The 25,121-nt window shown below is 64.2% G+C and carries 25 protein-coding genes; 15 read left to right on the top strand and 10 right to left on the bottom strand.

Annotated elements, in window-relative coordinates:
• Positions 1-196 precede the first annotated feature (196 nt).
• From ACIPW4_RS11990 to ACIPW4_RS11975, 4 genes are all read left to right on the top strand, one after another.
• Positions 197-1,507 carry a C4-dicarboxylate transporter DctA gene (locus ACIPW4_RS11990; protein ID WP_400658024.1) on the top strand — a complete coding sequence of 437 codons (1,311 nt, stop codon included), beginning with the start codon at positions 197-199 and terminating at the stop codon, positions 1,505-1,507.
• Positions 1,508-1,551: 44 nt separating this feature from the next.
• Positions 1,552-2,256, top strand: coding sequence for a FadR/GntR family transcriptional regulator (locus tag ACIPW4_RS11985; RefSeq protein ID WP_400658022.1), 705 nt, complete (start codon positions 1,552-1,554; stop codon positions 2,254-2,256).
• Positions 2,257-2,272: 16 nt separating this feature from the next.
• Positions 2,273-2,953, top strand: coding sequence for a GntR family transcriptional regulator (locus ACIPW4_RS11980; RefSeq protein WP_400658020.1), 681 nt, complete (start codon positions 2,273-2,275; stop codon positions 2,951-2,953).
• 68 nt (positions 2,954-3,021) lie between these two features.
• A complete protein-coding gene (locus ACIPW4_RS11975; RefSeq protein ID WP_400658018.1) occupies positions 3,022-4,086 on the top strand; it encodes a hypothetical protein in 1,065 nt (354 codons plus the stop codon).
• Positions 4,087-4,098: 12 nt separating this feature from the next.
• Here ACIPW4_RS11975 and ACIPW4_RS11970 read toward each other — a convergent pair whose 3' ends face one another.
• Positions 4,099-4,527, bottom strand: a complete 429-nt coding sequence (locus tag ACIPW4_RS11970) for a PACE efflux transporter (RefSeq protein ID WP_400658016.1) — start codon at positions 4,525-4,527, stop codon at positions 4,099-4,101.
• Positions 4,528-4,628: 101 nt separating this feature from the next.
• Here ACIPW4_RS11970 and ACIPW4_RS11965 point away from each other — a divergent pair, with 101 nt between their 5' ends.
• The 3 genes from ACIPW4_RS11965 (at position 4,629) to ACIPW4_RS11955 (ending at position 8,533) form a co-directional block, all read left to right on the top strand.
• On the top strand, positions 4,629-5,507 hold the full coding sequence (locus ACIPW4_RS11965) for a LysR family transcriptional regulator (protein WP_400658014.1): 879 nt from the start codon (positions 4,629-4,631) through the stop codon (positions 5,505-5,507).
• Between the two features lie 140 nt (positions 5,508-5,647).
• Positions 5,648-7,534, top strand: a complete 1,887-nt coding sequence (gene mcpA, locus ACIPW4_RS11960) for a methyl-accepting chemotaxis protein McpA (protein ID WP_400658012.1) — start codon at positions 5,648-5,650, stop codon at positions 7,532-7,534.
• 213 nt (positions 7,535-7,747) lie between these two features.
• The gene (locus tag ACIPW4_RS11955; protein WP_400658010.1) at positions 7,748-8,533 is read left to right on the top strand and encodes a sulfite exporter TauE/SafE family protein; all 786 of its coding nucleotides are present in this window, start codon (positions 7,748-7,750) and stop codon (positions 8,531-8,533) included.
• Positions 8,534-8,552: 19 nt separating this feature from the next.
• On the opposite strand, the gene ACIPW4_RS11950 is transcribed toward ACIPW4_RS11955, so the two are convergent.
• Positions 8,553-9,092, bottom strand: a complete 540-nt coding sequence (locus tag ACIPW4_RS11950; protein ID WP_400658620.1) for a histidine phosphatase family protein — start codon at positions 9,090-9,092, stop codon at positions 8,553-8,555.
• A gap of 141 nt (positions 9,093-9,233) precedes the next feature.
• On the opposite strand from ACIPW4_RS11950, the gene ACIPW4_RS11945 reads away from it, so the two are divergent.
• Entirely contained in the window at positions 9,234-9,821 is a 588-nt protein-coding gene (locus ACIPW4_RS11945) for a biliverdin-producing heme oxygenase (RefSeq protein ID WP_400658008.1), read from the top strand.
• A gap of 97 nt (positions 9,822-9,918) precedes the next feature.
• On the top strand, positions 9,919-11,010 hold the full coding sequence (locus ACIPW4_RS11940; protein WP_400658006.1) for a pyridoxal phosphate-dependent aminotransferase: 1,092 nt from the start codon (positions 9,919-9,921) through the stop codon (positions 11,008-11,010).
• A 33-nt stretch (positions 11,011-11,043) separates the two neighbouring features.
• On the opposite strand, the gene ACIPW4_RS11935 is transcribed toward ACIPW4_RS11940, so the two are convergent.
• From ACIPW4_RS11935 to ACIPW4_RS11920, 4 genes are read right to left on the bottom strand one after another with little or no spacing between them, the layout of a single operon-like run.
• Positions 11,044-11,373: a DUF3325 domain-containing protein gene (locus ACIPW4_RS11935; RefSeq protein ID WP_400658004.1), complete on the bottom strand. Its 330-nt coding sequence runs from the start codon at positions 11,371-11,373 to the stop codon at positions 11,044-11,046.
• Positions 11,370-12,884, bottom strand: a complete 1,515-nt coding sequence (locus tag ACIPW4_RS11930) for a PepSY-associated TM helix domain-containing protein (RefSeq protein ID WP_400658001.1) — start codon at positions 12,882-12,884, stop codon at positions 11,370-11,372. The genes ACIPW4_RS11935 and ACIPW4_RS11930 overlap by 4 nt, the downstream gene beginning before the upstream one ends.
• A complete protein-coding gene (locus ACIPW4_RS11925) occupies positions 12,881-13,168 on the bottom strand; it encodes an iron transporter (RefSeq protein ID WP_400658000.1) in 288 nt (95 codons plus the stop codon). The genes ACIPW4_RS11930 and ACIPW4_RS11925 overlap by 4 nt, the downstream gene beginning before the upstream one ends.
• A 57-nt stretch (positions 13,169-13,225) precedes the next feature.
• Positions 13,226-15,466, bottom strand: coding sequence for a TonB-dependent siderophore receptor (locus tag ACIPW4_RS11920; protein ID WP_400657997.1), 2,241 nt, complete (start codon positions 15,464-15,466; stop codon positions 13,226-13,228).
• Between the two features lie 229 nt (positions 15,467-15,695).
• Between ACIPW4_RS11920 and ACIPW4_RS11915 the strand changes: the two genes are divergently transcribed.
• The 4 genes from ACIPW4_RS11915 (at position 15,696) to ACIPW4_RS11900 (ending at position 18,651) form a co-directional block, all read left to right on the top strand.
• Complete coding sequence (locus ACIPW4_RS11915) at positions 15,696-16,160, top strand: antitoxin Xre/MbcA/ParS toxin-binding domain-containing protein (RefSeq protein WP_400657995.1); 465 nt, start codon at positions 15,696-15,698, stop codon at positions 16,158-16,160.
• Positions 16,142-16,636 carry an RES family NAD+ phosphorylase gene (locus ACIPW4_RS11910; RefSeq protein ID WP_400657993.1) on the top strand — a complete coding sequence of 165 codons (495 nt, stop codon included), beginning with the start codon at positions 16,142-16,144 and terminating at the stop codon, positions 16,634-16,636. The genes ACIPW4_RS11915 and ACIPW4_RS11910 overlap by 19 nt, the downstream gene beginning before the upstream one ends.
• A gap of 10 nt (positions 16,637-16,646) precedes the next feature.
• The gene (locus tag ACIPW4_RS11905) at positions 16,647-17,930 is read left to right on the top strand and encodes an arsenic transporter (protein ID WP_400657991.1); all 1,284 of its coding nucleotides are present in this window, start codon (positions 16,647-16,649) and stop codon (positions 17,928-17,930) included.
• A 406-nt stretch (positions 17,931-18,336) separates the two neighbouring features.
• Positions 18,337-18,651: a helix-turn-helix domain-containing protein gene (locus ACIPW4_RS11900; RefSeq protein ID WP_400657989.1), complete on the top strand. Its 315-nt coding sequence runs from the start codon at positions 18,337-18,339 to the stop codon at positions 18,649-18,651.
• A 74-nt stretch (positions 18,652-18,725) separates the two neighbouring features.
• On the opposite strand, the gene ACIPW4_RS11895 is transcribed toward ACIPW4_RS11900, so the two are convergent.
• Positions 18,726-18,929 carry a hypothetical protein gene (locus tag ACIPW4_RS11895; protein WP_400657987.1) on the bottom strand — a complete coding sequence of 68 codons (204 nt, stop codon included), beginning with the start codon at positions 18,927-18,929 and terminating at the stop codon, positions 18,726-18,728.
• Positions 18,930-19,101: 172 nt separating this feature from the next.
• On the bottom strand, positions 19,102-20,373 hold the full coding sequence (locus ACIPW4_RS11890) for a Y-family DNA polymerase (RefSeq protein WP_400657985.1): 1,272 nt from the start codon (positions 20,371-20,373) through the stop codon (positions 19,102-19,104).
• Between the two features lie 138 nt (positions 20,374-20,511).
• On the opposite strand from ACIPW4_RS11890, the gene ACIPW4_RS11885 reads away from it, so the two are divergent.
• Positions 20,512-21,714: an MFS transporter gene (locus ACIPW4_RS11885; RefSeq protein WP_400657984.1), complete on the top strand. Its 1,203-nt coding sequence runs from the start codon at positions 20,512-20,514 to the stop codon at positions 21,712-21,714.
• Between the two features lie 6 nt (positions 21,715-21,720).
• Here the strand turns inward: ACIPW4_RS11885 and ACIPW4_RS11880 are convergent, their stop codons facing one another.
• Positions 21,721-22,152: a LexA family protein gene (locus tag ACIPW4_RS11880; protein WP_400657981.1), complete on the bottom strand. Its 432-nt coding sequence runs from the start codon at positions 22,150-22,152 to the stop codon at positions 21,721-21,723.
• A 102-nt stretch (positions 22,153-22,254) separates the two neighbouring features.
• On the opposite strand from ACIPW4_RS11880, the gene ACIPW4_RS11875 reads away from it, so the two are divergent.
• The gene (locus ACIPW4_RS11875) at positions 22,255-22,959 is read left to right on the top strand and encodes an SOS response-associated peptidase family protein (RefSeq protein WP_400657979.1); all 705 of its coding nucleotides are present in this window, start codon (positions 22,255-22,257) and stop codon (positions 22,957-22,959) included.
• A gap of 138 nt (positions 22,960-23,097) precedes the next feature.
• Here the strand turns inward: ACIPW4_RS11875 and ACIPW4_RS11870 are convergent, their stop codons facing one another.
• Positions 23,098-24,903 (bottom strand): ABC transporter ATP-binding protein/permease, encoded by a 1,806-nt coding sequence (locus ACIPW4_RS11870; RefSeq protein ID WP_400657977.1) that lies wholly within the window; start codon positions 24,901-24,903, stop codon positions 23,098-23,100.
• Between the last annotated feature and the right edge of the window lie 218 nt (positions 24,904-25,121).

The raw sequence follows: 25,121 nt of genomic DNA, 5'->3' as shown, positions 1-25,121 counted from the left end.
CGAACTAGAGCCTGGCCAACGAAAATGCCTCATAACTGGTCAGACCGGTAAGGCCAAAACCCCTTGCATTGTCGGATTTTTCGCGCTTTTATGGTGCTGCGCTGAACATACCGGTAAGACCACAACAATAATGAAGTCCTGCGCTCTTTCGCCCCGTGCGGCACCGAAGCAAGGACACCGATCAGAGATCACTCCCATGCTCAAATGGTGCTCGCGTTCGATCTTCCTGCAAGTCGTGCTCGGCCTTGCCCTTGGCATCGCCTGCGGCCTCAGCTTCCCTGAAGTTTCCTTGCAACTCAAACCCCTCGGCGATGGTTTCATCAAGCTGATCAAGATGCTGATCGGTCTGATCGTCTTCTGCGTGGTGGTCAGCGGCATCTCCGGTGCCGGCGACCTGAAGAAGGTCGGGCGCATCGGCCTGAAATCGGTGATCTACTTCGAGGTGCTGACCACCATCGCCCTGGTGATCGGCCTGGTGTTCGCCTTCAGCAGCGGCATCGGCAGCGGCGCCAATATCCACCTGGACCAGCTGTCCGCCGCCGACGCCAATGGCCTGGCCGAACGTGGCCAGCATATCCATGGTGCCACCGCGTTCTTCATGGACCTGATCCCGACCTCGGTGGTCGGTGCCTTCGCCGACAACAACATCCTCCAGGTGCTGCTGTTCTCGGTGCTTTTCGGTAGCGCCCTGAACCTGGTGGGCGAATCGGCCGCCGGCATCTCCCGACTGATCAACGAGCTGAGCCACGTGATCTTCCGCATCATGGGCATGATCGTGCGCCTGGCGCCGATCGGTGTGTTCGGTGCCATCGCCTTCACCACCAGCAAGTACGGCCTGGAATCGCTGCAGCACCTGGGTGGCCTGGTGGCGCTGTTCTACCTGACTTGCGCCGGCTTCGTGCTGATCGTGCTGGGTACCGTGATGCGCGTGTCGGGCCTGAAACTGCTGCCGTTCATCAAGTACCTGCGTGAGGAACTGACCATCGTCCTCGGCACCGCATCGTCCGACGCCGTGTTGCCGCAGATCATGCGCAAGCTGGAGCACCTGGGCATCGGCAGCTCCACCGTCGGCCTGGTGATCCCGACCGGCTACTCGTTCAACCTCGACGGCTTCTCCATCTACCTGACCCTGGCCATCGTGTTCATCGCCAACGCCACCGGCACGCCACTGGAAATGACCGACCTGCTGACCATCCTGTTGGTGTCGCTGGTGACTTCCAAGGGTGCCCATGGCATCCCAGGCTCAGCGCTGGTGATCCTCGCCGCCACCCTGACTGCCGTGCCGGCAATCCCGGTGGTGGGCCTGGTGCTGGTGCTGGCGGTGGACTGGTTCATGGGCATCGGCCGGGCACTGACCAACCTGATCGGCAACTGCGTGGCCACCGTGGCCATCGCCCGCTGGGAAAAGGACATCGACCTGGAGCGCGCGCAGAACGTGCTCGATGGCAAACCTGGCTTCGCCCATACGCCCCGTAAACAACCTAACGCCCATCAGCAGGAATTCTGAGCCCGCGTGGCCGGCGCCGACGCCGGCCTTTTCAGGAGCAAACCGTGATCAGCTCATCGACCGTCGTCACCTCCGTGGTGGAAAAACTGCGCCAGGCCCTGGCCCGCGGCCAGTGGCGCTCCGGCGACATGTTGCCGGGCCAGCGCGAACTGGCAGAACAGCTCGGCATCAGCCGCCCCAGCCTGCGCGAAGCGGTGACCGTGCTGGAAACCCTCGGCCTGGTGCGCTCGCTGCCGGGCAAGGGCGTGCTGGTGCTGGATGCCGAGGCTGCACCCCAGGACCCGGCCAGCGAAAGCGCCGCCGCCGCCAGCCTGGCCGACGTGCTGGAGCTGCGCTACACCCTCGAACCCTTCATCGTCGGCCTGGTCGCGCAATCGGCCAACAGCCAGGACATCGGCCAACTGCGCCTGACCCTGATGGACATGCGCGAAGCCCTGGAAGCCGAGGACAGCGACGCCGGCGCCAAGGCCTACATCGCCTTCCACGAGGCACTGTTCGCGCTGACCACCAACCCGATCTTCCAGAGCGTGGTGCAGCAGACCGGCAATGCCCTCAAGCAGAGCGCCAGCATGCTGCGCAACTCGCCCGAGCACCTGGCTGCGCGGCTCAAGGAAAACGAAGCCGTGGTGCGCGCCATTCGCGAACGCAACAGTGCCCAGGCCAGTGCCCAGATGCGCCAGCACATCCTCGCCGAGGGCCAGCGCATGGGTATTCAACTCAACATCCCCGACGACCAGCCCGGCCCATGACCCCAGGAGAGCGACCATGACCGCCTGCGCCCACGCCGCCCCCCGCCTGCCTGCCCTGCTCGCCACCGGCGAGACCCGCCTGTCGGCCGAGCAGATCTACCCGCGCCTGTTCGACGCGATCCTCGAACAGCGCCTGCCACCTGGCAGCCTGTTGCCTGAACAGGCCCTGGGCAATGCCTTCGGGGTTAGCCGCACGGTGATCCGCCGGGTGCTCGGGCGCCTGTCGGACCAGCAAGTGGTGGTACAGCGCCCCAGCCATACCGCGCACCTGGCCGCCCCCGATCGCGAGCAGGCGCGCCAGGTGCTCAGCGCCCGGCGCCTGGCCGAAACCACGCTGATCAGCCTGGCCGCCCAGCGCGCCCGGCCGGCGCAGATTCGCCAGTTGCGCCAGCTGGTCGAGCGTGAGCGCCAGCACCACGAAAGTGGCGAGCGTTGCGCGGCGATCCGCCTGGGTGGCGAGTTTCACCTCAAGCTTGCCCAGGTGGCCGCCAATGCACCGCTGGCGCGCTTTCTCAACGGCCTGGTGCCGATGACCTCGTTGATCATCGCCCGCTATGAGTCGCCTTGCTGCGACCACTGCGCCTGGGAAGAGCATGCCGCGATCATCGATGCCGTCGAAGCCGGTGATTCAGGGGCCGCGCTGGCCTTGATGCATGAGCACCTCGACCGTCTGGAAGACAAGCTCGACCTGGACTAAGTCAGGGCCGCTGGGCGGCCCTATACTCGGATAACCACCCAGCCTCTATCCCCCCGGGAGGCAGCCGAGTGAGCCGACGATTGCTGCTTCTAGCTTGCCTTCTGCTGGCCATCGCCGGCTGCGCCGGCAAACGCCCTCCTGCCCCACCCCCTCCGGCGGTGCTCGACCCCGCTGCCTGGCAGCGTATCGACCAGGAACTGATCGAGGCTTCTGTCGGCGCCGCTGGCTCTGCCAACGACTATGCACGGCGCTCCATGCGGGTATGGAAGGAGCAGGTGCAGCAACGCACCGAAAACGACTTCATCCCTTGGTTCACCGGCTACTGGACCCAGCAGTGGCTGACCATGAAGGTGGCCTGGTACAAGCTCGACAGCGGTGAAGGCCGCGAGCCTGCAGAAAAGCGCCTGGCGCTGTACCTGCAGGAGCAGTACCACGAGCGGGTGATCGAGCCGGTGGCCGAACAGATCGACCCCGAGGGCATTCGTGATCGCGCCTGCGAGCTTTACGTGCAACTGTTCGGCCAGCAACTTCCGGCGATCATCCAGCGTTACAACGCCGCCCCCGAACAAGTGAGCCAGCGCCTGAACCGCATCCCGGCCATCCACCTGGGGCCACCCGCCGCACGTAATGCCTCGATGTATGAATTGCTGCGGGCCAAGTCGCTGGACCAGCAGCCGGCCTGGCTGGCGTTGCGTGACCACCTGCACAAGCAGGCCGCCAAAGGCCCTGGGAAAACCGACGTGGGGCTGTCCTCCGTGGCGACCAATGCCAGCGAGAAACTCGGCGCGACCCTGGCTCCACGCGGTATCGCCAGCGCTGTGGCCAGCGCCGTTGGCAAGGTAGCCGGGGCGATGATTTCGATCGTGTCGACCGGCTACGGCATCATGACCCATAACCGTGACCAGCCGCAGATGGTCGAACAGCTGCGGGTGATCCTCAACGTGGCGCTCAATCAGGAGTGGCAGGAGCTGATGGAGAACCGTCAGAGCGGTGCCCTGGCGGGGGTCTACTACCTGTCGGGCCAGGTCGAGGACAACCTGCTGGCCACCATGCCGCAACCCTCGATGGCGCCGCAGACCGAACAGAGCCAGGTACCGGCAAGACAGGAACCTCTACTGATTCGCTTGCCCTAGGCTCGGCCTGCCTCAGGCAGTGGCCATGGCCGAAGTCGGCAAGCCAAAGACCCGGTCGAACGCCCAGTTATAGGCAAAGGTGTAACACGGGATCAGGACGATGAACGCCAGGTCCACCAGAAACGCCTCAACCAGGCTCATGCCCAGCCACCAGGCAATCAGGGGTATCAGGTACACCACCAAGGTCAGCTGAAAGCCGACGGCATGCGCCACCCGCCGCGCCACGCTGCGCCCACGCTTGGCCTGGCGGCTCTCCCAGCGCTCGAACAGGCTGTTGTAGATCAGGTTCCAGAGCATGGCGATGGTGGTGATCATCACTGCCAGCGGCCCGGTGTGCGAAGCCTGAGTGTCCGACAGGTAAGCCAGCCCCAGCGTCGACATGCACAGACCGATCAGTTCATAGAAGGTCACATAGACCAGTTTGCGTTTGACGCCCTGCACGGGTTACCTCATGTGTCGCAATGCAATAGTGTCAAAAGCATGCTTCAATTCCACTGACACCAAAAGTCAGCTGCCTTCAGATTGATTGACAGGATGCCTTCATGGCGCTTTCCAGCGACACCATCCAGCTGTTCCTCGCCGTGCTTGACAGCGGCTCGTTCTCTGCCGCTGCGCGTGCCCTGAACCGGGTGCCTTCAGCAGTCAGCATGGCCATCGGCAATCTTGAGGCAGATTTGGGGTATGCATTGTTCGAACGAGGCCCGCGCGAAGTCCGCGCCACTGCCCAGGCAAAGGCCCTCGAACCTCATGCGCGGTTGATTGCCGAGCAGCTAGGGCTGCTGCAGGTGCATGCCCTGGAATTGTCTCGAAGCCTGGAGAGCACCCTGACAATTGCCGTGATACCGGATATGGGCCATGGTCCACTGCTAGCAGCCATCGCCGCACTCGGCGAGCGTTATCCGCTACTGGACGTACAGCTACTGAGCGCGCCCCATGAGGAAGCTTTGCACCTGCTGGACACCGGTCGGGCTGATCTTTGTCTGGCGTTTGCGGGCCTTCAGATAGACGCTCGACGCGGTTTCCAGCGTATTGGCCAGGAGTCGCTGGTAGCGACCTTGTCTCCTGAGCACCCGGCCTTGATCGCTGGCCGTATCCATTATCTGGAAGACCTGATCAACGTCCGTCAGATAGTCGTTCGCAGCCGCGACCTGCCACTGCTGGACCCCCGCCCGCTGATCGGCGCCACGCACTGGTCTACCGACAGTTTCGACCTGGCCCTGCAAATGGTCGAAGCCGGCCTTGGCTGGGGTGACCTGCCACTGTCCCGGGTCACGCCGCTGGTCGATGCCGGGCGCCTGGTACGCCTGCAGTTTCGCAACACCCATAACGAACTTCAGCTGCCGATCCATGCGTTCTGGCGTAAACAACAACCCCTGCGTCAGGGCGCACGCTTGCTGATCGACCTGCTGGCCGCGGGCTAGCCCACCGTCTGTCGACAGGGTCGGCAAAAAATAGGTAAGTGTTTCAATCTTTTAGCGGCCAAGCCGATATGCCAGAAGACAGGCGCTGTCGCGTCACAAGCGCGTGGCGCCCTCCCCTCCCTGGCTCAAGGTCTCGAAACATGAACCTGAAATTTCGCCACAAGATCCTCCTCAGCGCCTGCGGTGTCGTGGTGCTGGCCTTTGCGCTGTTCACGCTCTACAACGATTACCTGCAACGCAACACCCTGCGCCAGAACATCGAATCCTCCGTGCAACAAGCCGGCGCACTGGCCGCCAGCAGCGTGCAGAACTGGATGAGCGGGCGCATCCTGGTGCTGGAAAACCTGGCGCAGGACATTGCCGAACAAGGGGCGACAGAGACCTTGGGCGGGCTGATCGAGCAGCCTTCCTACACTCGAAATTTCCTTTTCACCTACCTTGGCCAAGCCAACGGGGTGTTCACCCAGCGCCCTGACACGCAGATGCCGGCCGGCTACGACCCCCGTCAGCGGCCTTGGTACAGCAGCGCGGCCAGCGCTGGCCAGACTGTGATCACCGCGCCGTACCAGGGCGCTGTCGGTGGCCTGATGGTGACCATCGCCGTGCCGGTCAAAAGCAAGGCCAGCGGCGAGCTGATCGGCGTGGTGGGCGGCGACCTGACCCTCGACACCCTGGTCGAGATCATCAACTCGGTCGACTTCGGCGGCATCGGCCATGCCTTCCTCGCCGACAGCAATGGCCAGGTGATCGTCAGCCCGGACAAAGCGCAGGTGATGCAGAACCTCAAGGACATCTACCCAGGCGCCGGCCTGCGCGTGGCTGCCGGCATGCAGGACGTCACCCTCAACGGCGAGGAACGGCTGATCTCGTTCGCCCCGGTCGCCGGCCTGCCGTCGGCGCAGTGGTATATCGGCCTGTCGATCGACAAGGACAAGGCCTACGCCGCACTGAGCCAGTTCCGAACCTCGGCGATCATCGCCATGCTCATTGCCGTGGTTGCCATCGCCGTATTGCTTGGCCTGCTGATCCCGGTGCTGATGCGCCCGCTGACCACCATGGGCCGCGCCATGCGCGACATCGCCGAAGGTGAAGGCGACCTGACCCGTCGCCTCGACGTGCAGCACAAGGACGAATTCGGCGAACTGGCCAGCTCGTTCAACCGTTTCGTCGAACGTATCCACACCTCGATCAGTGAAGTATCCTCGGCCACCCGCCTGGTGCACGACCTGTCGGAAAAGGTGGTCAACGCGTCCAATGCCTCGATCATCGGCTCCGAAGAACAGAGCATGCGCACCAACAGCGTGGCGGCGGCGATCAACCAGCTGGGGGCCGCTACCCAGGAGATCGCCCGCAATGCGGCCGATGCCTCGCAACACGCCAGCGGTGCCAGCGAACAGGCCCATGGCGGCCGCGAAGTGGTCGACCAGGCGATCAGCGCCATGACCGCGCTGTCCCAGCGCATCAGCGAATCGTGCGAACAGATCGAAACCCTCAATGCCAGCACCGACGAGATCGGCAAGATCCTCGACGTGATCAAGGGTATCTCCCAGCAGACCAACCTGCTGGCGCTCAACGCCGCCATCGAGGCCGCCCGGGCCGGTGAGGCCGGCCGCGGCTTTGCAGTGGTTGCCGACGAGGTACGCAACCTGGCACACCGCACTCAGGAGTCGGCCGAAGAGATCCACCGCATGATCACCAGCCTGCAGGTGGGCTCGCGTGAGGCGGTGCACACCATGAACACCAGCCAGGTTTCGAGCGAACAGACCGTGCAGGTGGCCAACCAGGCCGGCGAGCGCCTGGCCAGCGTGACCCAGCGCATCGGTGAGATCGACGGCATGAACCAGTCGGTGGCCACGGCGACCGAGGAGCAGACAGCGGTGGTCGAGAGCCTGAACCTGGACATCACCCAGATCAACGCGCTGAACCAGCAAGGGGTGCAGAACCTCAACCAGACGTTGCAGCATTGCGATGACCTGGCGCATCAGGCTGGGCGGTTGAAGCAGTTGGTGGGGAGTTTCAGGATTTGAGGGGGCCTTGGTGCAGGGCGTGAGGTTCATGTCGGGGCAGAGATCAAGCGCCGCCCGCGCGGTGCTCGATCTCCCAGGCGCCAACACGCTCCCGCCCTGCCCCAAAGCCGCACCGGTTATAACCTAATAACGAACAAGTCTATTTGGCTATAAAAACTCCCTATATGCTGGCACCCATCCGATAACGGGCAAAGCTGGGCAGTCGAGTAGCGTATGGATGTAGGTTCTTTCGGTTTCACCCTTGCCGGACTGGTGGTGGGCTTCATCGTCGGCATGACCGGCGTCGGCGGCGGCTCGCTGATGACCCCGATCCTGCTGTGGTTCGGCATCAACCCCGCGACTGCCGTGGGCACCGACCTGCTGTACGCCGCCATCACCAAGGGCGGTGGCATCTGGGTACATGCGCGTAACAAGAACATCGACTGGAAGATCACCGGCCTGCTCAGCCTCGGCAGCGTGCCGGCGGCAGCGTTGACCTTGTGGTTCCTCAGCACCCTGCACACCGACACCACGGCGCTGAACGCCATCATCAAGCAGGGCCTGGCGGTGGTGCTGATCCTCACCGCGCTGGCGATCCTGTTCAAATCGCGCCTGCAAGCGTTCGCCAGCCGTCACGCCGGCGACCACTACCACCTAAGCGACCGCAGCCTGAACACACTCACCGTGCTGACCGGCGTGGTGCTGGGCGTCATGGTCACCCTGACTTCGATCGGCGCTGGCGCATTGGGCACCGTGGCGCTGTTCCTGCTCTACCCGTTCCTCGCCACCCGCCGCCTGGTCGGCACCGAAATCGCCCACGCCGTGCCGCTGACCCTGGTCGCCGGTATCGGCCACGCCGGCATGGGCAACATGGACTGGTCGCTGCTGGGCTACCTGCTGCTGGGCTCGCTGCCCGGCATCTACCTGGGCAGCCACCTGACCGGGCGAATTTCAGACCGCGTGCTGCGCCCTTGCCTGGCGACCATGTTGCTGCTGATCGGCTACAAGCTGGCGTTCTGACCCGGCAAACGGCGCTTGCTCAGCCCAGACGCAAGCGCCACTGCCCGGTAAAACTCAAGGCGACACGCGACAGCGGCAGCACATCGATCCGCTGCGCGGCAGCCAGCGGGCACTCCAGCACCGCCACCAGCGCAGCGCGAATCACCCATGGGTGAGTCACCGCCAGCCATTCACCCGGCCTGTCGAAGGCCAATAACCATGCGCCAACACGCTCGCACAGGTGAGCGAACGATTCACCGCCATGGGGCGCGCTGAACGGGTCGGTGAGCCATTGCTCCAATGCCTGTGGCTGCTCGGCCTGCAACTGCTTGAGCGACATGCCCCGCCAACTGCCGAAGTCGCAATCGGCCAACGCCGGCTCGACCTGCGCCTGCGCGCCCAGCCAGCGCGCCGTATCGCCGGCACGCCGCTCTGGCGCAGCCAGCAGGTGCTGGCCAGGCTCGATGGCCACTGGCGACGCTTCCAGCCGCAACGTGCCGTCATCGGGATGTGCCAGCTGCCCGTGTTTCTGGGCCGGGGTCAGGGCATGGCAGAGCAAGGTCAGGCGCACGGCTTTCACCAGAACAGTCTTCATGGCAGGTCAGGTTGACTGGTTTAACACGCTGGCTGTTTTTTTACCGCAACAAAGTCACGGCAGCGCGCAACCCTGGGTTAGCATGACCACTCCAACCCAGGCAATTCGCCCCTCAGAGCCCTGCCAATGCCCAACCCCAGCACCACCCCCAGCCCTTTGCTGCTTGCCCTGCGCGACGCAACCCGTGACTGCCACAAGGCGCTGGAAGCACGCCTGCCCTTCTTCGACCTTGGCTTCGATACCGCGGCCTACCGCCGTCTGCTCCAGGCCTACTACGGCTTTCATGCCCCACTGGAAAATCAACTGGGCGATTACCAGGGGCCTGAACGCTGCAAGACTGCGGCCCTGACCCGCGACCTGCTGGCCCTGGACCTGACTGAAGCCGAGATAGATGCCCTGCCATTGTGCCAGGCACTGCCGGCCATCAGCGACGAGGCCAGCGCGCTGGGCGTGATGTACGTGCTCGAGGGCTCCACCCTGGGTGGCCAGGTGCTCAAACGGGCCATGGCCGAGCGCTTGGGCATCGGCCACGACAGTGGTGCAGCCTTCCTCGATGTGTATGGCGAAATGACCGGCAGCTACTGGCGCAGCTTCCTCGTACGGCTTGGCCAGGCATCGACCGCCACGCCGGCGCAGGCCGCCACGGTACAGGCCGCCATCGATACCTTCACCCGCTTCGAACAATGGCTCGCCAAGAGCAAAGTCTTGATTTAGAGCCTTGCAGAGGCGCTATTGGGCGGTTGGCCACTCTTAATTTGCAGCGCCGCATCTCGTTCCTTGATGTATCCAATGACAACAAGGACGTCTATTCATGACCGATATGACACGTCGCTCGCTGGTTGGCCTGGGCATGGCCTTGCCACTACTCGGCCAGCTTGGCTGGGCAGGCGAAGCACCGATGACGCCAGCTTCGCAGCATGGTCCGGTACGCATCAATTACAACGAAAGCCCCTGGGGCCCGAGCCCGGCCGCCCGCCAGGCCATGCGTGACGGCATCGAGCAATGCGGGCGCTACCCTTACAAGGCGCAGTACCGCCTGATCGACGCCTTCGCTGCCGAACACGGCCTGGAAGCCTCCCAGGTCCAGATATTCTGTGGCTCGAAACTGGCCTTGCAGCACGCCGTGATGGCCTTCACCGGCCCGCGCAGCCTGGTGCTTGCCGAGCCTTCCTACGAAGCCCCCGCCGATGCCGCAACTGCCCATGGCAGCGCTGTGCATGCAGTGGCCCTGGATGCGCGCCATGCCCATGACATCGACGCCATGCTGGCGGCCGACAACACACCCGGGTTGATCTACCTGTGCAACCCCAACAACCCCACCGGCACCCTCACCCCGCGGCGCGATATCGAACGCCTGCTCAAGCACAAACCCGCCGGCAGCGTGGTGCTGGTGGACGAGGCCTACATCCATTTCAGCGATGCGCAGAGCTGCATCGGCCTGGTCAAGGAGCACCCGGAGCTGCTGGTCCTGCAGACATTCTCCAAGCTCTACGGCATGGCCGGCGCGCGCCTCGGCCTGGCCATCGGCCAGGCCCCACTGCTGGAGCGCCTGGAGGTCTACGACGGTGACAATGTCGCCGCTGCATCGACTTTGCTGGCGGGCTTGGCGAGCGTCGAAGACCGCCAATTGGTGCCACAGCGCAAGGCCGAAAACGCCCGCCTGCGCGACCACACCGTTGCCTGGCTTGGAGCACGCGGCTGGCGTTGCACGGCATCGCAGACCAACTGCTTCATGATCGACATGCGTGGGCCGGCACAGCCGGTGGTGGACCGGCTGGCCACGCAAGGCGTACTGGTTGGTCGCGTATGGCCAAGCTGGCCGAACTGGATGCGCGTGAGTGTCGGCGACGAACAGGACATGCTGCGCTTTCGGGAAGCGTTCGCCAGGGTTGCAGCAGGCTGACCCTGTATCACCCGATCCGGCCCCATTGCCGGATCAGGCCCACCACAGCAGTGCCCACACCGGCACCATGGCTACCAGCGCCACTGCAAGACGCGGCCAATACGGCAGCAACACCACCAGCCCCATCGCCGCCAGCGACATCACCGCAAACCAGGCCACCGGCCCCATCGCCCAGCCCCAGGCCTGGACGCACAGCAGCAGGCTGACCAGCAACGCCGCCCAACCCGCTGCGCGCAATGCCAGGCGCATGCGACGCGAGCAGCCACGATTCCACACCTGCTTGTAGTGCCGCTCCAGCCCCTGGCACAGCCCCAACATGCCGGCATAGGCGAACAGCACACTGCCCAGAATCGGCATCATCATGCGCCCGCCTCCACGCCACGCCTGCCTCGGGCATGCTGAGGTGCCGGCTGCGCATGCAGCACGCGCCAGGCCACCAGGCCGAACAAGCCGCCCAGCACCAGCCCGCAGATCACCACACCCTGGCGCAGGGTATCGTCCATGCCACCGAGCAGTCCCAGACCGATGCACAGCAACGCGGTCAACCCGAGTTGCTCGACCCAGGCCCGCCGCACCGGGCGCATGCCGGCATGCAACAATGCCAACAGCCACACCCCGAAGAACGCCCGCACTTCCCACGCCTCGCGCTGCAGCAGGTCTGCCGGCAGCAAGCGGCTGGCCCAGAGCAAGCCGACGCAGGCCAGCAGCAACCCACTGACGAAACCGACATTGCATACCTCGGCCACACGGTACCAGCGCCCTGCCGCCCGCTTCGCATCAGCGTACTTGCGCCCACGCTTCACGCAGAACAGCACCAGCCCGGTAGCGATCATCACGCAACTGATTACCCCGCACAGGAAGTACAGCCAGCGCATCGGGTAGCCACCGAACTGGGCGAAATGCAGGCCGACCATGACGCGCTGGGTCAACGGCGCCGCGCGCCATTGGGCGACGTCGCTGAGCAACTGGCCAGTCACGCCATCGAAGACCATCGCCTGGCCCTTGGACAGCGCGATGCGATTGCCCAGCGCCGGGCGAATCTCGATACGGGCAGCTGCGGTGTTTGGGTTGCGGATGTTGAAACCGGCAATCGGCCCCAGACGCGCCTCGGCCTGGACAAGCAGCGGGGCGATATCGGCCAGCGCCGCAGGCTGCCTGGCCAGGCCCCGTGGCTGCTCCAGGCGGGCATTGCCCTGGGCCTGGAAGTAGGCACGGTTGTCCCCCGCGAACAATGCATCGACCCCTGCCGGGATGTAGATCAGCATGAAGATCACCAGGCCGGTGTAGGTGATCATCAGGTGGAAAGGCAGCAACAGCACGGCGCTGGCGTTGTGCAGGTCCAGCCACGAGCGCTGGCCTTTGTTCGGCCGGAAGGTGAAGAACTCCTTGAAGATCTTCTTGTGAATCACGATGCCGCTGACCAGTGCCGCCAGCATCACCAGCGCCAGCGCACCGACCACGAAAATGCCCCAGTTGCGCGGCAGGTCGAGGGTGAAGTGGAAGCGGAAGAAGAAGTTGCCACCGACACTGTCACGCACCCCGATGGCTTCGCCGGTCTGCGGATCGAGCTGTACGCCGCCACCATGGCGGCGCTCGGCAGTGGACACACGCAAGCCAGGCGAACGCTCGGTGGGCAGGCTCACGCCCCAGTTGTTCGCCTTGGGTTCGTGGGCTTGCAGATAGGCGATGGCACGTTGCGCGGCATCGGTCTGGGTCACTTGGCGGGCCGGGATCTCCGGCTGCATCCAGTGGTTGAGTTCCTTGTCGAACACCGCCAGGGTGCCGGTGACGAAGATGGCGAACAGCAACCAGCCGAATATCAGCCCACCCCAAGTGTGCAGCCAGGCCATCGATTGCGTGACGGTGTTCTTCATGACAACCACTCCATGGCCTGGGGCCAGAAGCCGATCAGCGCCATGGGCGCTGCCATGGCCAGTGGCAGCCACGCGCGCAGAGCGTCACGGCTGACGAAGGCCCACAGGATCGCGGCGGTGTAGAAAATGAAGGCTGGCAGGGTGGCGACAATCACCGCGTCGGCGGCTGCAAGCGGCAACAGCCGGGCCAGGCAGGCACTGGCAGCGTAGGTGAACGCATAGCCGCCGAGCAGTGCGGCGCTGCCGCGCGAGAGGATCTGCAGCCAGGCGGGTGCTTCGATCATCATCGGGATCCTTGGAGACAGAGGTGCCAATCGGGGCCGCTATGCGGCCCCTTGGGTTCAGAAGGTGATATTCAGCGCAGCGAACAGCGCCCGCCCCGGCTGGTTATAGGTATTGGCACCCGAACTGCTGGCATTGCCACCGCGCAGGATCTGCTTGTCGAACAGGTTGTTCACACCCACTCGCACGTCGTAGTTGGCGTTGAACTTGTACCCGGCACTGACATCCACCAGGCCATAGGCCTCGACGTCCTGCTGCGCCTCGATGTCGTAGTCCTCCTGGGTGCGGTAGTTGTACTGCGGCGACTTCTGCTTGCCGTAGTACGTGCCTGCCACCTGGAACGACAACTGCTCGGTGGCGCGCCAGTCCAGGGTGGTGTTGACCGTGTACTCGGGGATCACCGACAGCGGCTCGCCCGTCTCGCGGCTGTCGTTGTCGAGCATCCAGGTCAGGTTGGTGTTCCAGTCCAGCGCCGGGGTCAGCTCGACGAACAGGTTGCCCTCGATGCCCTCCACCCGGGCCTTGCCAGCATTCTCCCAGCCGGTCACACGGCGGCCGTTGTTGATGGTGTAGAGCACATCGGTGCCACCGATGATCTTGTTCTTGTAGTCATTGCGGAAATAGGTCGCGCTGGTGCGCCAGCTGCCGCGGTCATACAACAGGCCGATTTCCTTGTTGACGCTGATCTCCGGCTTGAGGTCGGCATTGCCCTGCAGGTAGCAGCCACCGGAGTTGCCCTGCTGCACGCTGCAGCCATTGCCACGGCTGTAGAGCAGGTAGTTGGGGTTGGACTGATAGAGGTTCGGCACCTTGTAGGCGCGGGCGATGCCGCCCTTGACCGACAATGCCTCGGTCAGTTTGTGCGACAGGTTGAGGCTGGGGCTGAAGTTGTCGCCAAACATCTCGTGGTGGTCGAAGCGCAGGCCCGGGGTGACGGTGGTGTCGCCGATGATGATGTTGTCCTCGACGAACAGCGCGTAGCTTCGCGCGGTCATCTTCGAGTCGCTGCGGTCGAAGCCGCTGATCACGTCGCTGCCGCCGCCGCTGGGGTCGAAGCTCTGCGGGCGGAACGAGCCCTGGTCGTTGAGCGACTCGTACAGGTACTCGCCGCCCAAGGTCAGCACATGCTCGGTGCTGCCCAAGGCGAACGGCAGGTTGGCTTCGCTGGTCAGGCGCGTGTTGCGCAGCCGCGACATGGCCGCACCACTGTCGTTGATCGCCCCTTCCGGGCCGCCGGCCAGGCCTTCGTTCAGGCGCCAGTTGCGCACATACTCGTAGGCCAGGCTGGTCTTGCTGGTGCCCCAGGTGAAGTCGCCCAGGTGAGTCAGGTCATAGGTGTTGCGCTGCATGACATTGGTTTCGTGGCCATACAGGCTGGAAATCAGTTCAGGGTTGCTGCCACCGTTGCTGTTCATGGTGTCGCCAGCGTAGATGTTGCCCTGGCGGCTGTACCCGGCACTGGCTTCCAGGCGGTGCTCGTCGTCGAGCTTCCAGCTCAGCAGGCCGTTGATGTCCTTGTTGCGCACGCCTTCACGGCCGGCGACCAGGGCGCTGTTGGCGTGGCTGGCATTGATGTCGAGGTCGTCGGCATCGGTCTTGGCCAGGCCACCGTACAAGCGGAAACCGAGGTTGTCGGTCAGGCCGCCACCGAGATTGAAGTTGGCCCGGTGGCTGGCACCCTCGGCGCTGTCTTCGGGCATTTGCGTGTACAGGCTGAGCGTGCCCTTGAGTTCGTCGGTAGGGCGCTTGGTGATGATATTGACCACCCCGCCCATGGCGCCGGAGCCATAGCGCGCCGCAGCCGGGCCGCGAAGGATCTCGATGCGTTCGACCGCCTCGGCCGGTACCCAGTTGGTTTCGCCACGGGTATCGCGGTCACCGTTCCAGCCGTAGCGCACGGCGTTACGGGCACTGGAGGGCTTGCCGTCGATGAGGATCAGGGTGTTTTCCGGGCCCATGCCGCGCAGGTCGACCTGGCGGTTGTTGCCGCGTGCGCCACTGGCACTGTTGCCGGTCAGGTTGACCCCCGGCTCGCGGCGGATGAGCTCGGACAGGTCATTGGCTGGCGGATGGCGCTTGATGTCTTCGGCGGTGATGACCGAGCTGCCCAACGCCTGGCGCGCCTCGCGCTCGGCGGTGACCAGGGTGTCCTGGATCACCAGCGCATCGTCGGCCACCGGCATTTCCAGCACCTCGCCTTCACGCCGCGTTTCGCTTTCCGCGGCAGCGGCCGACATGGCGGGCGTTGCCAGGGCGACGAACGCCAGGGCCAGGCGGTTGGTTGAGGTTCTGGACTGCATCGGTACATCTCCCTGCGATGGATGAGTAAACGGCATACCCCGATCCGGGGCCAACAGGGGTGGTAAATATAGCTATTCTCAAATGTGTTTAAATCTTATTTACGAACTTTACATGTTTGTAACGGGGCTTTGCCGCGCTGGGTGCCAGCCGAAAGGTAGGTGCAATTACGCGCACAGCCGGCCTATACTTCATTTGACGAAAAAATACTGTCAATTGACGGAGGCGTTAATGAGCACCTCAATCGCCGCTAAAGCCAAAGAAGATGTGCGCAGTTCAGGCATCGACGAATTCTGGGCATTCAGCGCCAGCCGCGATGCACTCAGAGAGTCGGAGCGGCTGGTGCAGATCAAGCGTGGCTTTTCTGCCCACCTCTTCCGCGCCGTGCGTTACACGTTCAACCTCGAGGAGCCCAGCCTGGCATTGTTGCTCAATGCCTCGATCTCCACGCTGGAGCGACGCGTTCGGGAACACGAAGTGCTCGATACCGTCGCCTCCGAACGCCTGGACCGCATCGCCTCGGTGTCCCATCAGGCCGAGGAAGTCTTCGAGAGCCGCGACGCCGCTGCGCAGTGGCTGTCGAAGCCGAACAAGGCCCTGGGTGACATTGCGCCGATACTGCTCTGCGAAACCGAAATCGGTGCCAAGCAGGTGCGCCGGGTACTGCAGGCCCTGGAATGGGGTGGTGTTGCCTGATGCGGGGGTGGCGAATAGCGAAGGCGAAACGCGCTACCGACTTGAGCGGCAAGGGTGCGGCCATCGAAGGAGGCCGCTGGAACGACCAGGACGTGCCGGCCGTGTACATGGGCATGACACCGGCAATCTGTTGCCTTGAAACCTTTGTCCATGCGGCTGGCGAACCCACCTTCGCGCTGAAGATCACCTGCTTTGAGCTACCCGCTGATGCTTCACTGTATCTGCAGGTGGATGCTGCGGACCTTCCCGAGGGTTGGGCCAGCCTGCCTGCCGATCGGCCAAGCATGGCATTCGGCACCACCTGGCTGAAGTCGAACAGCCACCTTGGGCTGATCATCCCTTCTGCCGTCCTGCCGCTGGAGCGCAACATCGTGATCAACCCCGGCCATCCGGCAGTCAGCCAGATCCAGGTGGTTGAAACATACGACTTCATGTATGACCCACGGATGTTCCAGGTCGGCTCCCACAATCACTGAACTCCTGCCCATGCTTCCAGCCGCGCTGATCTTCGTGCTTACCCTGACCCTGGTCATCTGGCAGCCCAAGGGCCTCGGCGTCGGCTGGAGCGCCAGCCTCGGCGCCGTGCTGGCGCTGTTGTTCGGGGTGGTCTCGCTGCACGATATTCCCACCGTGTGGGCGATCATCTGGAATGCCACCGCCACCTTCATCGCCCTGATCGTCATCAGCCTGTTGCTGGATGAAGCCGGCTTGTTCGAATGGGCAGCGCTGCACGTGGCGCGCTGGGCGCGTGGTGACGGGCGTCGGCTGTTCGCCTTCATGGTGCTGCTGGGGGCGGCGGTGTCGGCGCTGTTCGCCAATGACGGGGCGGCGCTGATCCTTACCCCGATCGTCATGTCGATGCTGCTGGCGTTGCGGTTCTCCCCTGCTGCGACCCTCGCCTTCGTCATGGGTGCTGGCTTCATTGCCGACACCGCCAGCCTGCCACTGGTGGTGTCGAACCTGGTAAACATCGTGTCCGCGGATTACTTCGGCCTGGGCTTCAACGCTTATGCGTCGGTCATGGTGCCGGTGAACCTGATGGCGGTGGCAGCCACGTTGCTGGTGCTGTGGCTGTACTTTCGTCGCGACATTCCTGCGCGTTACGCCCTCGAAGACCTCAAGCTGCCGGCCCTGGCCATCCGAGACCGCGCCACCTTCCGCGTCGGCTGGGTGGTGTTGGTGGGGTTGCTGGCCGGGCTGTTCGTGCTGGAGCCGCTGGGCATTCCGGTCAGTGCCGTGTCCGCTGCCTGCGCGCTGGTGCTGTTCGCGGTGGCGGCCCGTGGCCAAGTGATCATCACCCGCCGCGTGCTGCGCGAGGCGCCGTGGCACATCGTGGTGTTTTCGCTGGGCATGTACCTGGTGGTCTACGGTTTGCGCAATGCCGGCCTGACCGACTCGCTGACCGGCGTGCTGAAAGGGCTGGCCGAGCACGGCGTCTGGGCCGCCTCGCTCGGCACCGGGCTGATTGCCGCCGTGCTGTCCTCGGTGATGAACAACCTGCCCAGTGTGTTGATCGGCGCGCTGTCGATCCAGGCCAGCGAGGCGCACGGCGTAGTGCGCGAGGCGATGATCTACGCCAACGTGATCGGCTGCGACCTGGGGCCGAAGATTACCCCGATCGGCAGCCTGGCAACCTTGTTGTGGCTGCATGTGCTGGCGCGCAAGGGGGTCACGATTGGCTGGGGGTATTACTTCAAGGTCGGCGTGCTGCTGACGGTGCCGGTGTTGCTGGTGACCCTGGCGGCGCTGGCAGTGCGGTTGAGCCTTTGAGATCTCCGGGCTGCTGCGCAGCCCATCGCAGGCAAGCCAGCTCCTACAAGGCCGGCGCTGTTCCTGTAGGAGCTGGCTTGTCCTGCGATGGGCCGCACAGCGGCCCCCGCGATCTCGGACCAAACCGCCACTTCGGCAACCCTTCGATAAAACCTTCCGCTTCTTGATTCCAGACAAGCAAAGCAAAATATCTACGTCAAAGACGTTGGTGCAGTGATTCCCGCCTCAGGCGGATGCCGCAAGGTACGATGGAGCCTGGACGGCAAAGGCAAGCGAGGCGCCGTCCGTGTCATCTACACCGCTCAGCTCGCCAACGGCGCATTGGTTGCTCTGCTGATCTACTGTAAGAGCGCCACCGAGAACATACCCGCGCACGTGCTGCGCAAGATTGCGAAGGAGCTCAACCATGCCCCTGACTGAAAAAGAACTGATGCTGCGCGATGCTACCCGCAACATCGGTGAAGAATTGCTTGAATCCATCCGCGATGTGAAGGCTGGCCGCTATGGCGCTGTGCACCAGATGGAAGTGACCGAAGCAGCCGAAGCACGTAGCAGGACCGGGCTTTCCCAACTCAAATTCGCTGAGCTGCTGGGCGTCTCGGTACGTACGCTTCAGGAATGGGAGCAAGGTCGGCGCATGCCATCGGGGGCGGCCAGGTCTCTACTGCACATTGCGGCTTCGCGCCCAGATGTGTTTCGTGAAGTTCTTCAGGCTCGTTAGTCGGATTTCGGCCCTCGCTGCCCAAATCCACTCCGAAAACAGAACGGGCCGCGTCTGCGGCCCTACCAACAATCCTACCGCTGCTCCAGCCCTTGGAGCACAGCCTCGGCCAGCGCCAGACCTTTCTCCAGCGAGTTTTCCGTTCCGATAAGCAAGCTGCGCATCGGCTCTTTCGCCTTTTCCAATGCCAGCGCATTGGTTTCATAGGCTGCCTTCAGCGCTGCGACGGCACACACCATCGCGTCCTCTCCATCAACCCCGGCGTGCACCGAAAACATCGGTTTGTGGGAGTCGTGGCAAGTGCCGAAATGGGACTGGACGGTAAACGCGCGGGGCTTACGGGCGCTGACTGCAACGGGATTACCTGCGGCGCGGCAAATGACTCAATGCGTCAAGGTGTGTCAAAAAAATTACCACCATGGCCCAACCAGCACGTACGGATGCGGTTTCTCATCCCGCTCGCCACACCTCCTGCAACCTGGTCGTGTACCCGGCACTCATCAGCTCCCGCCGCATCGCCCACTGCGCCGCAGCCGGCACCGCCGCACTGCGTAGTGTCCCCCTGCCCCAACGCCCGTTGACGCCGTCGATCACCTGCATCACCCGCTCGGCCTTGACGCTCTGGGTCGGCGTAAACAGATCGCCCGTCACCTCCCCGCGCTGGCACAGCTCCATCAGCAGCACCTCGGCCTTGCTGTAGCGAAACCCTTGGCGATACACCCGTTCCACGGCTTCCAGCGCCATGCGTGTCAGCAGCCGCTCGTCATCGGTCGGGTACGGCAGCTGCACCACCACACCGTTGGCGTAACGCGGCTCATCGGGGTTGAACATGCCGGTGCGGATACTTACCCGCATCCGCTGCGCCAGCGAGCGCTGCTTGCGCAGTTTTTCGGCCGCACGCATCACGTAGGTGGCTACCGCTTCCTTGAGCGGAGCCAGTTCGGTCAGGCGCTGGCCGAACATGCGGCTGCAGCAGATTTCCTGCCGGGGAGGTTCCACCTCCTCCAGCCCAAGGCATGGCGTGCCTGCCAGCTCACGGGCGGTTTTCTCCAGCACCACGCTGAACTGGTTGCGCAAGCTCCAGGCGTCGGCGTGGGCCAGGTCCCAGGCGCTGCGGATATCCAGGGCGCGCAAATGCGCGGTCAGGCGTGCACCTACCCCCCACACATCGGACACCTCGCACCGCTTCAACACCCAGTCGCGCTTCACAGGGTCGCGCAGGTCGACCACCCCACCACTGTGATCCGCCCAACGCTTGGCCGCGTGGTTGGCCAGCTTGGCCAGGGTCTTGGTAGCACCGATGCCGACCCCCACCGGGATGCCCGTGTGCTTGAGCACACGGGCACGGATGTCTCGGCCAAGGCGATCCAGGTCACCAGGCATCCCGGCCAGGTCGGCAAAGGCTTCGTCGATGGAGTAGACCTCCAGCGCTGGCACCATGCCCTCGATCACCGTCATCACCCGCTGGCTCATGTCGCCGTACAGCGCATAGTTGGAGGAAAACGCCACCACCCCGTGCCGCCGCAGCAGGTCCTTCACCTGAAAGTACGGCTGGCCCATCTTCACCAGCGGCTTGGCCTCGGCACTGCGGGCAATGACGCAGCCGTCGTTGTTGCTGAGCACGACGATGGGCGTGCGCTGCAGGTCGGGGCGAAACACCCGCTCACAGCTGGCATAGAAACTGTTGCAGTCGATCAGGGCAAAGACAGGAGTGCGATTCATCGGGTAGCGCCAGCGATACTGTATTTATATACAGTTAATCACAACATCCCCGCCGTTGCCTCCCGCCACTCATCCGATTTGCATCCTGCGCACGGGCTCCTACAGTTTCGAACTGTGGCAACCCCGCCGAGGCTCCCCATGCACAGCGCCGAAAAGACCGGGCAAGGCACCACCGCCAAGACCCTGCCGAAGATCCCCCGCAGCGTCTGGGCGCTGGGCTTCGTGTCGCTGTTCATGGACATTTCCTCGGAGATGATCCACGCCCTGCTGCCGCTGTACATGGTCACCGTGCTCGGCACTTCGGTGGTCGCCGTCGGCGTCATCGAGGGCATCGCCGAGGCCACCGCAGCGATCACCAAGGTCTTCTCCGGTGCGCTCAGCGACCGCCTCGGCAAGCGCAAGCTGCTGACGTTGCTGGGCTATGGTCTGGCCGCGTTGACCAAGCCGGTGTTCCCCATGGCCGGCGGGCTGGAATGGCTGACGGCGGCGCGTTTCGTCGACCGCATCGGCAAGGGCATCCGCGGCGCCCCCCGCGATGCACTGGTGGCCGATGTGACCCCGGCCGAGCTGCGTGGTGCGGCATTCGGCCTGCGCCAGGCGCTGGATACCGTCGGGGCCTTCCTCGGCCCGTTGCTGGCGATCGTGCTGATGTGGCTGACGGCGAGCCATTACCAGACGGTGTTCTGGGTGGCGGTGATCCCGGCATTCATCGCCGTGTACATTCTCGTCGCCTTCGTTCGCGAACCCGAGGCGGCGCCCAGCACGCGGCCGCTACGCTCGCCACTGGCTCTGCATGAACTGGCGCGCCTGGGCCCGGCCTACTGGCGGCTGACCAGCCTGGCCATGGTGTTCACCCTGGCCCGTTTCAGCGAGGCATTCCTGCTGCTGCGCGCCCAGGACATGGGCCTGGCGCCACTGTGGGCGCCAGCGGTGCTGGTGCTCATGGCCCTGGCCTATTCGCTGTCGGCCTACCCGGCCGGGGCGCTGTCGGACCGCGTGGGCCGCCGTGGCGTGCTGATAATGGGCCTGGGCCTGCTGATCGCCGCCGACCTGGTGCTGGCCCTGCTGCCAGGCTGGGCCGGGCTGGCAGTGGGGGTTACGGCCTGGGGCCTGCACCTGGGCTTCACCCAGGGTATCTTCGCCGCGCTGATCGCCGACAGTGCACCGGCCGACCTGCGCGGCACGGCATTCGGCCTGTTCAACCTGCTGACCGGGGTGGCGCTGCTGGTGGCCAGCGTGGTGGCCGGGTTGTTGTGGGATGGCGCCGGGTTCCAGGCGACCTTCCTGGTGGGTGCGGGGTTTGCCGGTGCCACGCTGCTGGGCCTGGCGCTGCTGCGCTGAGCCCGTTCAGGCGACCGGGTCATGGCTGCGCACGCTGAAGGTCACCACGCCCCAGATCGTGAAGTCGTCACCCTCCATGATGTAGCGCGGCGCGTAACGCGGGTTTTCCGAACGCAGCAGCACCTGCCCGGCGACGTGCTGCAGCCGCTTGCACAGCGGCTCGCCATTGACGGCGGCAATCACGATATGGCCATGGCGTGCCTCGATCGAGCGGTCGACCAGCACCAGGTCGCCATCGAAGATACCGGCGCCCTGCATGCTGTCGCCGTCTATTCTGACCAGGTAGATGTGCGGTGCGCGCAGGTTGAACAGCTCGTCCAGCGAGATGGGCTGCTCCATGTGATCGGCGGCTGGCGACGGAAAGCCCGCTGGCACGCGGAACAGGTAGCGCGTTACGGCAGCACTGCCGCCTGTGATGGGACCCAGGATGGAAGTCATGAAACGGCCTTGAAATTGAACTGTATGCATATACAGTTAACGACGTAGCGAGTATCCGGTCAATTTCGCCGTAGGATATTTCGACAAGTGGGGGTACATGCCATGTGCGGACGCTTCGCCCAGTACCAGGGCCTGGCCGACTACCTGCGTGAACTGGACGCTGAGCAGGATGTGATCAGCGGCTATGACAACGTGCCGATCGGCCGCTACAACGTTGCCCCCGGCAGCCGCGTACTGATCCTGCATCACGCCGCCGATGGACTGCGCATCGACCCTTGCCACTGGGGCTGGGCACCGTTCTGGGCCACGGGCAAACGGCCGGCACCGATCAACGCTCGGGTCGAGACGGTGACCACCGGCAAGTTCTTCAAGGCACTCTGGCCGCAAGGGCGGGCCTTGGTGATGGCCGACGGCTGGTATGAGTGGGTGGCCGACCCGCTCGATCCCAAACGCAAGCAGCCCTGGTTCATTCGCCTGAAAAACCAGGCGCCGATGTTCATGGCCGCGTTGGCCGAGGTGCATGCGGGGCTGGAGCCCAACGAAGGGGATGGCTTCGTGATCATCACCGCCGCCAGCGATGCGGGGATGGTGGATATTCATGACCGCCGGCCCCTGGTGCTGAGCCCGGAGCATGCGCGGGCGTGGATCGACCCTGAGCTGCCTGCCGAAGAGGCCGAACGCCTGGCGCGGGAGCAGTGCTTGCCGGTGGAGGCGTTCGAGTGGTTTGCGGTGGGCAAGGAAGTGGGGAATGTGAGGAATGAAGGGGCTGAACTGATCGTGATGCTGGATACCGAGCATCAGCCCTGAATCTTTATTGCCAACACTGGCCTCTTCGCGGGCCCGCCCGCTCCCACAGGTACTGCACACAGTTCAAGGCTTGTGCGATACCTGTGGGAGCGGGCGAGCCCGCGAAGAGGCCAGCACCAGCAACCCACCTATCGAGGGTTACGCCAATACCTCCTGCTGGCGCAACGCCCAGCCCCCCTGCCCGTCCACTTCCAGCCGATGGGTATGGAAGTCGGCCAAGGTACTGCGATGCCCCACGCTCACCAGCAAGGTCTCGGGCATTTCTTTGCGCAACAGCGCATACATCGCATGCTCCAGCCCTTCATCCATGGCCGACGTGGACTCGTCGAGGAACACCACCTGCGGCCGGTTGAACAGTACCCGGGCAAACGCCAGGCGTTGCTGCTCACCGACCGACAGAATGTTCGACCAGTCGCAACTCACTGCCAGCCGCTCGGCCAGGTGCGCCAGGTTGACCTCGCGCAGGGCTTGCTGCATGCGTGCTTCGTCCTCGGGCTGGCTGTCGGCCGGGTAGGCAATGGCGGTGCGCAGGTCGCCCAGCGGCAGGTAAGGCCGCTGCGACAGGAACAACGCCTGGGTGCCCAACGGCCGCCGGACTTCGCCCTCGGCGTACGGCCACAACCCCGCCAGGGCGCGCAGCAAGGTGGTCTTGCCACTGCCCGACGGCCCCTTGATCAACAGTGCCTGGCCGCCGTGCAGGCGCAGGTCGAGGTCGGCGATCAGCGCATGGCCATCCGGGCGCAGCACCTGCAGGCCGATGATGTCCAGTGCGCGCGGCTGGTCTTCGGTCAGCACCCGTGGCAGCGCGCTGGCCTGGTCGTTGGCATCGAGAAAGCCGGTCAGACGGTCGAGGGTGGCGCGGTACTGGGCGAAGGTGTCGTAGGACTCACGGAAGAACGACAGCGCATCCTGCACCTGGCCGAACGCCTGGGAGGTCTGCATCACATCACCCAGCTTGATCGCCCCGCTGAAGAAGCGCGGCGCCTGGAGAATGAACGGGAACACCACCGCCACCTGGCTGACACCGAGGTTGAAGCCGCTGAACTTCAGGTTCCTGAACACCAGCGCCCAGGCGTTGACGATCAGCGCGCCGAAGCGCCCGAGCAAGGTCGCCCGCTCGACCGGCGCGCCCTGGTAGAAGGCGATGTTCTCGGCGTTTTCGCGCAAGCGCATCAGCGCGTAACGGAAGTTCGCCGTGAGTTTTTCGTTGAGGAAGTTCAGACGGATCAGCGGCTGGCCCAGGCGGAAGGCGATCCAGGTGGCGATCAGCACATAGACGTACACCGCGAACACCATCGCCCGGGGTATCTCGTACCCCGCCACCGTCAGCGGCGCCGACAGGCCCCAGAGAATACCGGTGAACGCCACCAGCGAGACCAGCGCGCTGACCGCGCCCAAGGCCAGCGACACCGAGTTGGTGACGAACGCATTGACGTCCAGTTCGATACGCTGGTCGGGGTTGTCCACGGGCTCGGCGAGGAAGCGACCGCGGTAGTAGGCATCGCCCTTCATCCAGTCGCGGGTCAAGCGTTCGGTGAGCCAGACCCGCCAGCGAATGCTGAAGGCCTGGGTGACATAGAAGGTAAACAGCGCGCGCAGCACATGAAGGGTGGCCAGCACCGCGAACACCCCCAGCAGGTACCAGAAGGTCGTCTGATCCAGGGCCTGCAGGGCACTGTAGAAGCCGTTGTACCAGAACGAGAACAGCACGTTCATGCGCACCGAGAACAGCGTCAGCACCAGCAGCAGGCCGAACATCAGCAACGGCCGCCAACTGCGGCGCCAGGTGAAATACGGCCCGGCCACCTGCCAGAACTGCCGGCCCCAGCGCGTGTAGCGCACGGCCAGGGTGGCAGCGGCTGTGAAGCCGATGAGGGTGATGAACGAGGCGACTGCCAGCCAGCTCAGGCTCTCTTGCAGGGCCTGGTGCCAGTTCATGTCCATAAGGAATATCCATGCCGAGTGTTTCCGCGAGCGTAGCATCGCGGTGGGGCTCGCCTTGCATAAATGACGGACATTTCATTTTCCTGTTCCGGCCCTTTCGCGGGCTTGCCCGCTCCCACAAGGTGGACTGCCCCCAAGAAGTTGGACAAAAAATCCAACCCTTGGGGGACCTATGGGCAAATACACAGAGCAGTTCAAGCTCACAGCCATCTCAGCCT

The sequence above is a fragment of the Pseudomonas sp. NPDC089996 genome (assembly GCF_044748405.1).
Lineage (GTDB): Bacteria > Pseudomonadota > Gammaproteobacteria > Pseudomonadales > Pseudomonadaceae > Aquipseudomonas.
This window is presented reverse-complemented; position numbering and strand designations above follow the sequence as displayed.

What these genes read in the sequence shown, in the direction of transcription:
- ACIPW4_RS11980 (WP_400658020.1), top strand. Translation starts at nt 2,273, where the DNA reads ATGACCGCCTGCGCCCACGCCGCCCCCCGCCTGCCTGCCCTGCTCGCC.
- ACIPW4_RS11895 (WP_400657987.1), bottom strand. Translation starts at nt 18,929, where the DNA reads ATGTTTTCGGTGCACGCCGGGGTTGATGGAGAGGACGCGATGGTGTGT.
- ACIPW4_RS11925 (WP_400658000.1), bottom strand. Translation starts at nt 13,168, where the DNA reads ATGATCGAAGCACCCGCCTGGCTGCAGATCCTCTCGCGCGGCAGCGCC.
- ACIPW4_RS11990 (WP_400658024.1), top strand. Translation starts at nt 197, where the DNA reads ATGCTCAAATGGTGCTCGCGTTCGATCTTCCTGCAAGTCGTGCTCGGC.
- ACIPW4_RS11945 (WP_400658008.1), top strand. Translation starts at nt 9,234, where the DNA reads ATGCCCAACCCCAGCACCACCCCCAGCCCTTTGCTGCTTGCCCTGCGC.
- ACIPW4_RS11965 (WP_400658014.1), top strand. Translation starts at nt 4,629, where the DNA reads ATGGCGCTTTCCAGCGACACCATCCAGCTGTTCCTCGCCGTGCTTGAC.
- ACIPW4_RS11885 (WP_400657984.1), top strand. Translation starts at nt 20,512, where the DNA reads ATGCACAGCGCCGAAAAGACCGGGCAAGGCACCACCGCCAAGACCCTG.
- ACIPW4_RS11875 (WP_400657979.1), top strand. Translation starts at nt 22,255, where the DNA reads ATGTGCGGACGCTTCGCCCAGTACCAGGGCCTGGCCGACTACCTGCGT.
- ACIPW4_RS11870 (WP_400657977.1), bottom strand. Translation starts at nt 24,903, where the DNA reads ATGGACATGAACTGGCACCAGGCCCTGCAAGAGAGCCTGAGCTGGCTG.
- ACIPW4_RS11900 (WP_400657989.1), top strand. Translation starts at nt 18,337, where the DNA reads ATGCCCCTGACTGAAAAAGAACTGATGCTGCGCGATGCTACCCGCAAC.
- ACIPW4_RS11880 (WP_400657981.1), bottom strand. Translation starts at nt 22,152, where the DNA reads ATGACTTCCATCCTGGGTCCCATCACAGGCGGCAGTGCTGCCGTAACG.
- ACIPW4_RS11890 (WP_400657985.1), bottom strand. Translation starts at nt 20,373, where the DNA reads ATGAATCGCACTCCTGTCTTTGCCCTGATCGACTGCAACAGTTTCTAT.
- ACIPW4_RS11940 (WP_400658006.1), top strand. Translation starts at nt 9,919, where the DNA reads ATGACCGATATGACACGTCGCTCGCTGGTTGGCCTGGGCATGGCCTTG.
- ACIPW4_RS11905 (WP_400657991.1), top strand. Translation starts at nt 16,647, where the DNA reads ATGCTTCCAGCCGCGCTGATCTTCGTGCTTACCCTGACCCTGGTCATC.
- ACIPW4_RS11920 (WP_400657997.1), bottom strand. Translation starts at nt 15,466, where the DNA reads ATGCAGTCCAGAACCTCAACCAACCGCCTGGCCCTGGCGTTCGTCGCC.
- mcpA (WP_400658012.1), top strand. Translation starts at nt 5,648, where the DNA reads ATGAACCTGAAATTTCGCCACAAGATCCTCCTCAGCGCCTGCGGTGTC.
- ACIPW4_RS11955 (WP_400658010.1), top strand. Translation starts at nt 7,748, where the DNA reads ATGGATGTAGGTTCTTTCGGTTTCACCCTTGCCGGACTGGTGGTGGGC.
- ACIPW4_RS11935 (WP_400658004.1), bottom strand. Translation starts at nt 11,373, where the DNA reads ATGATGATGCCGATTCTGGGCAGTGTGCTGTTCGCCTATGCCGGCATG.
- ACIPW4_RS11910 (WP_400657993.1), top strand. Translation starts at nt 16,142, where the DNA reads ATGGGGTGGTGTTGCCTGATGCGGGGGTGGCGAATAGCGAAGGCGAAA.
- ACIPW4_RS11915 (WP_400657995.1), top strand. Translation starts at nt 15,696, where the DNA reads ATGAGCACCTCAATCGCCGCTAAAGCCAAAGAAGATGTGCGCAGTTCA.
- ACIPW4_RS11930 (WP_400658001.1), bottom strand. Translation starts at nt 12,884, where the DNA reads ATGAAGAACACCGTCACGCAATCGATGGCCTGGCTGCACACTTGGGGT.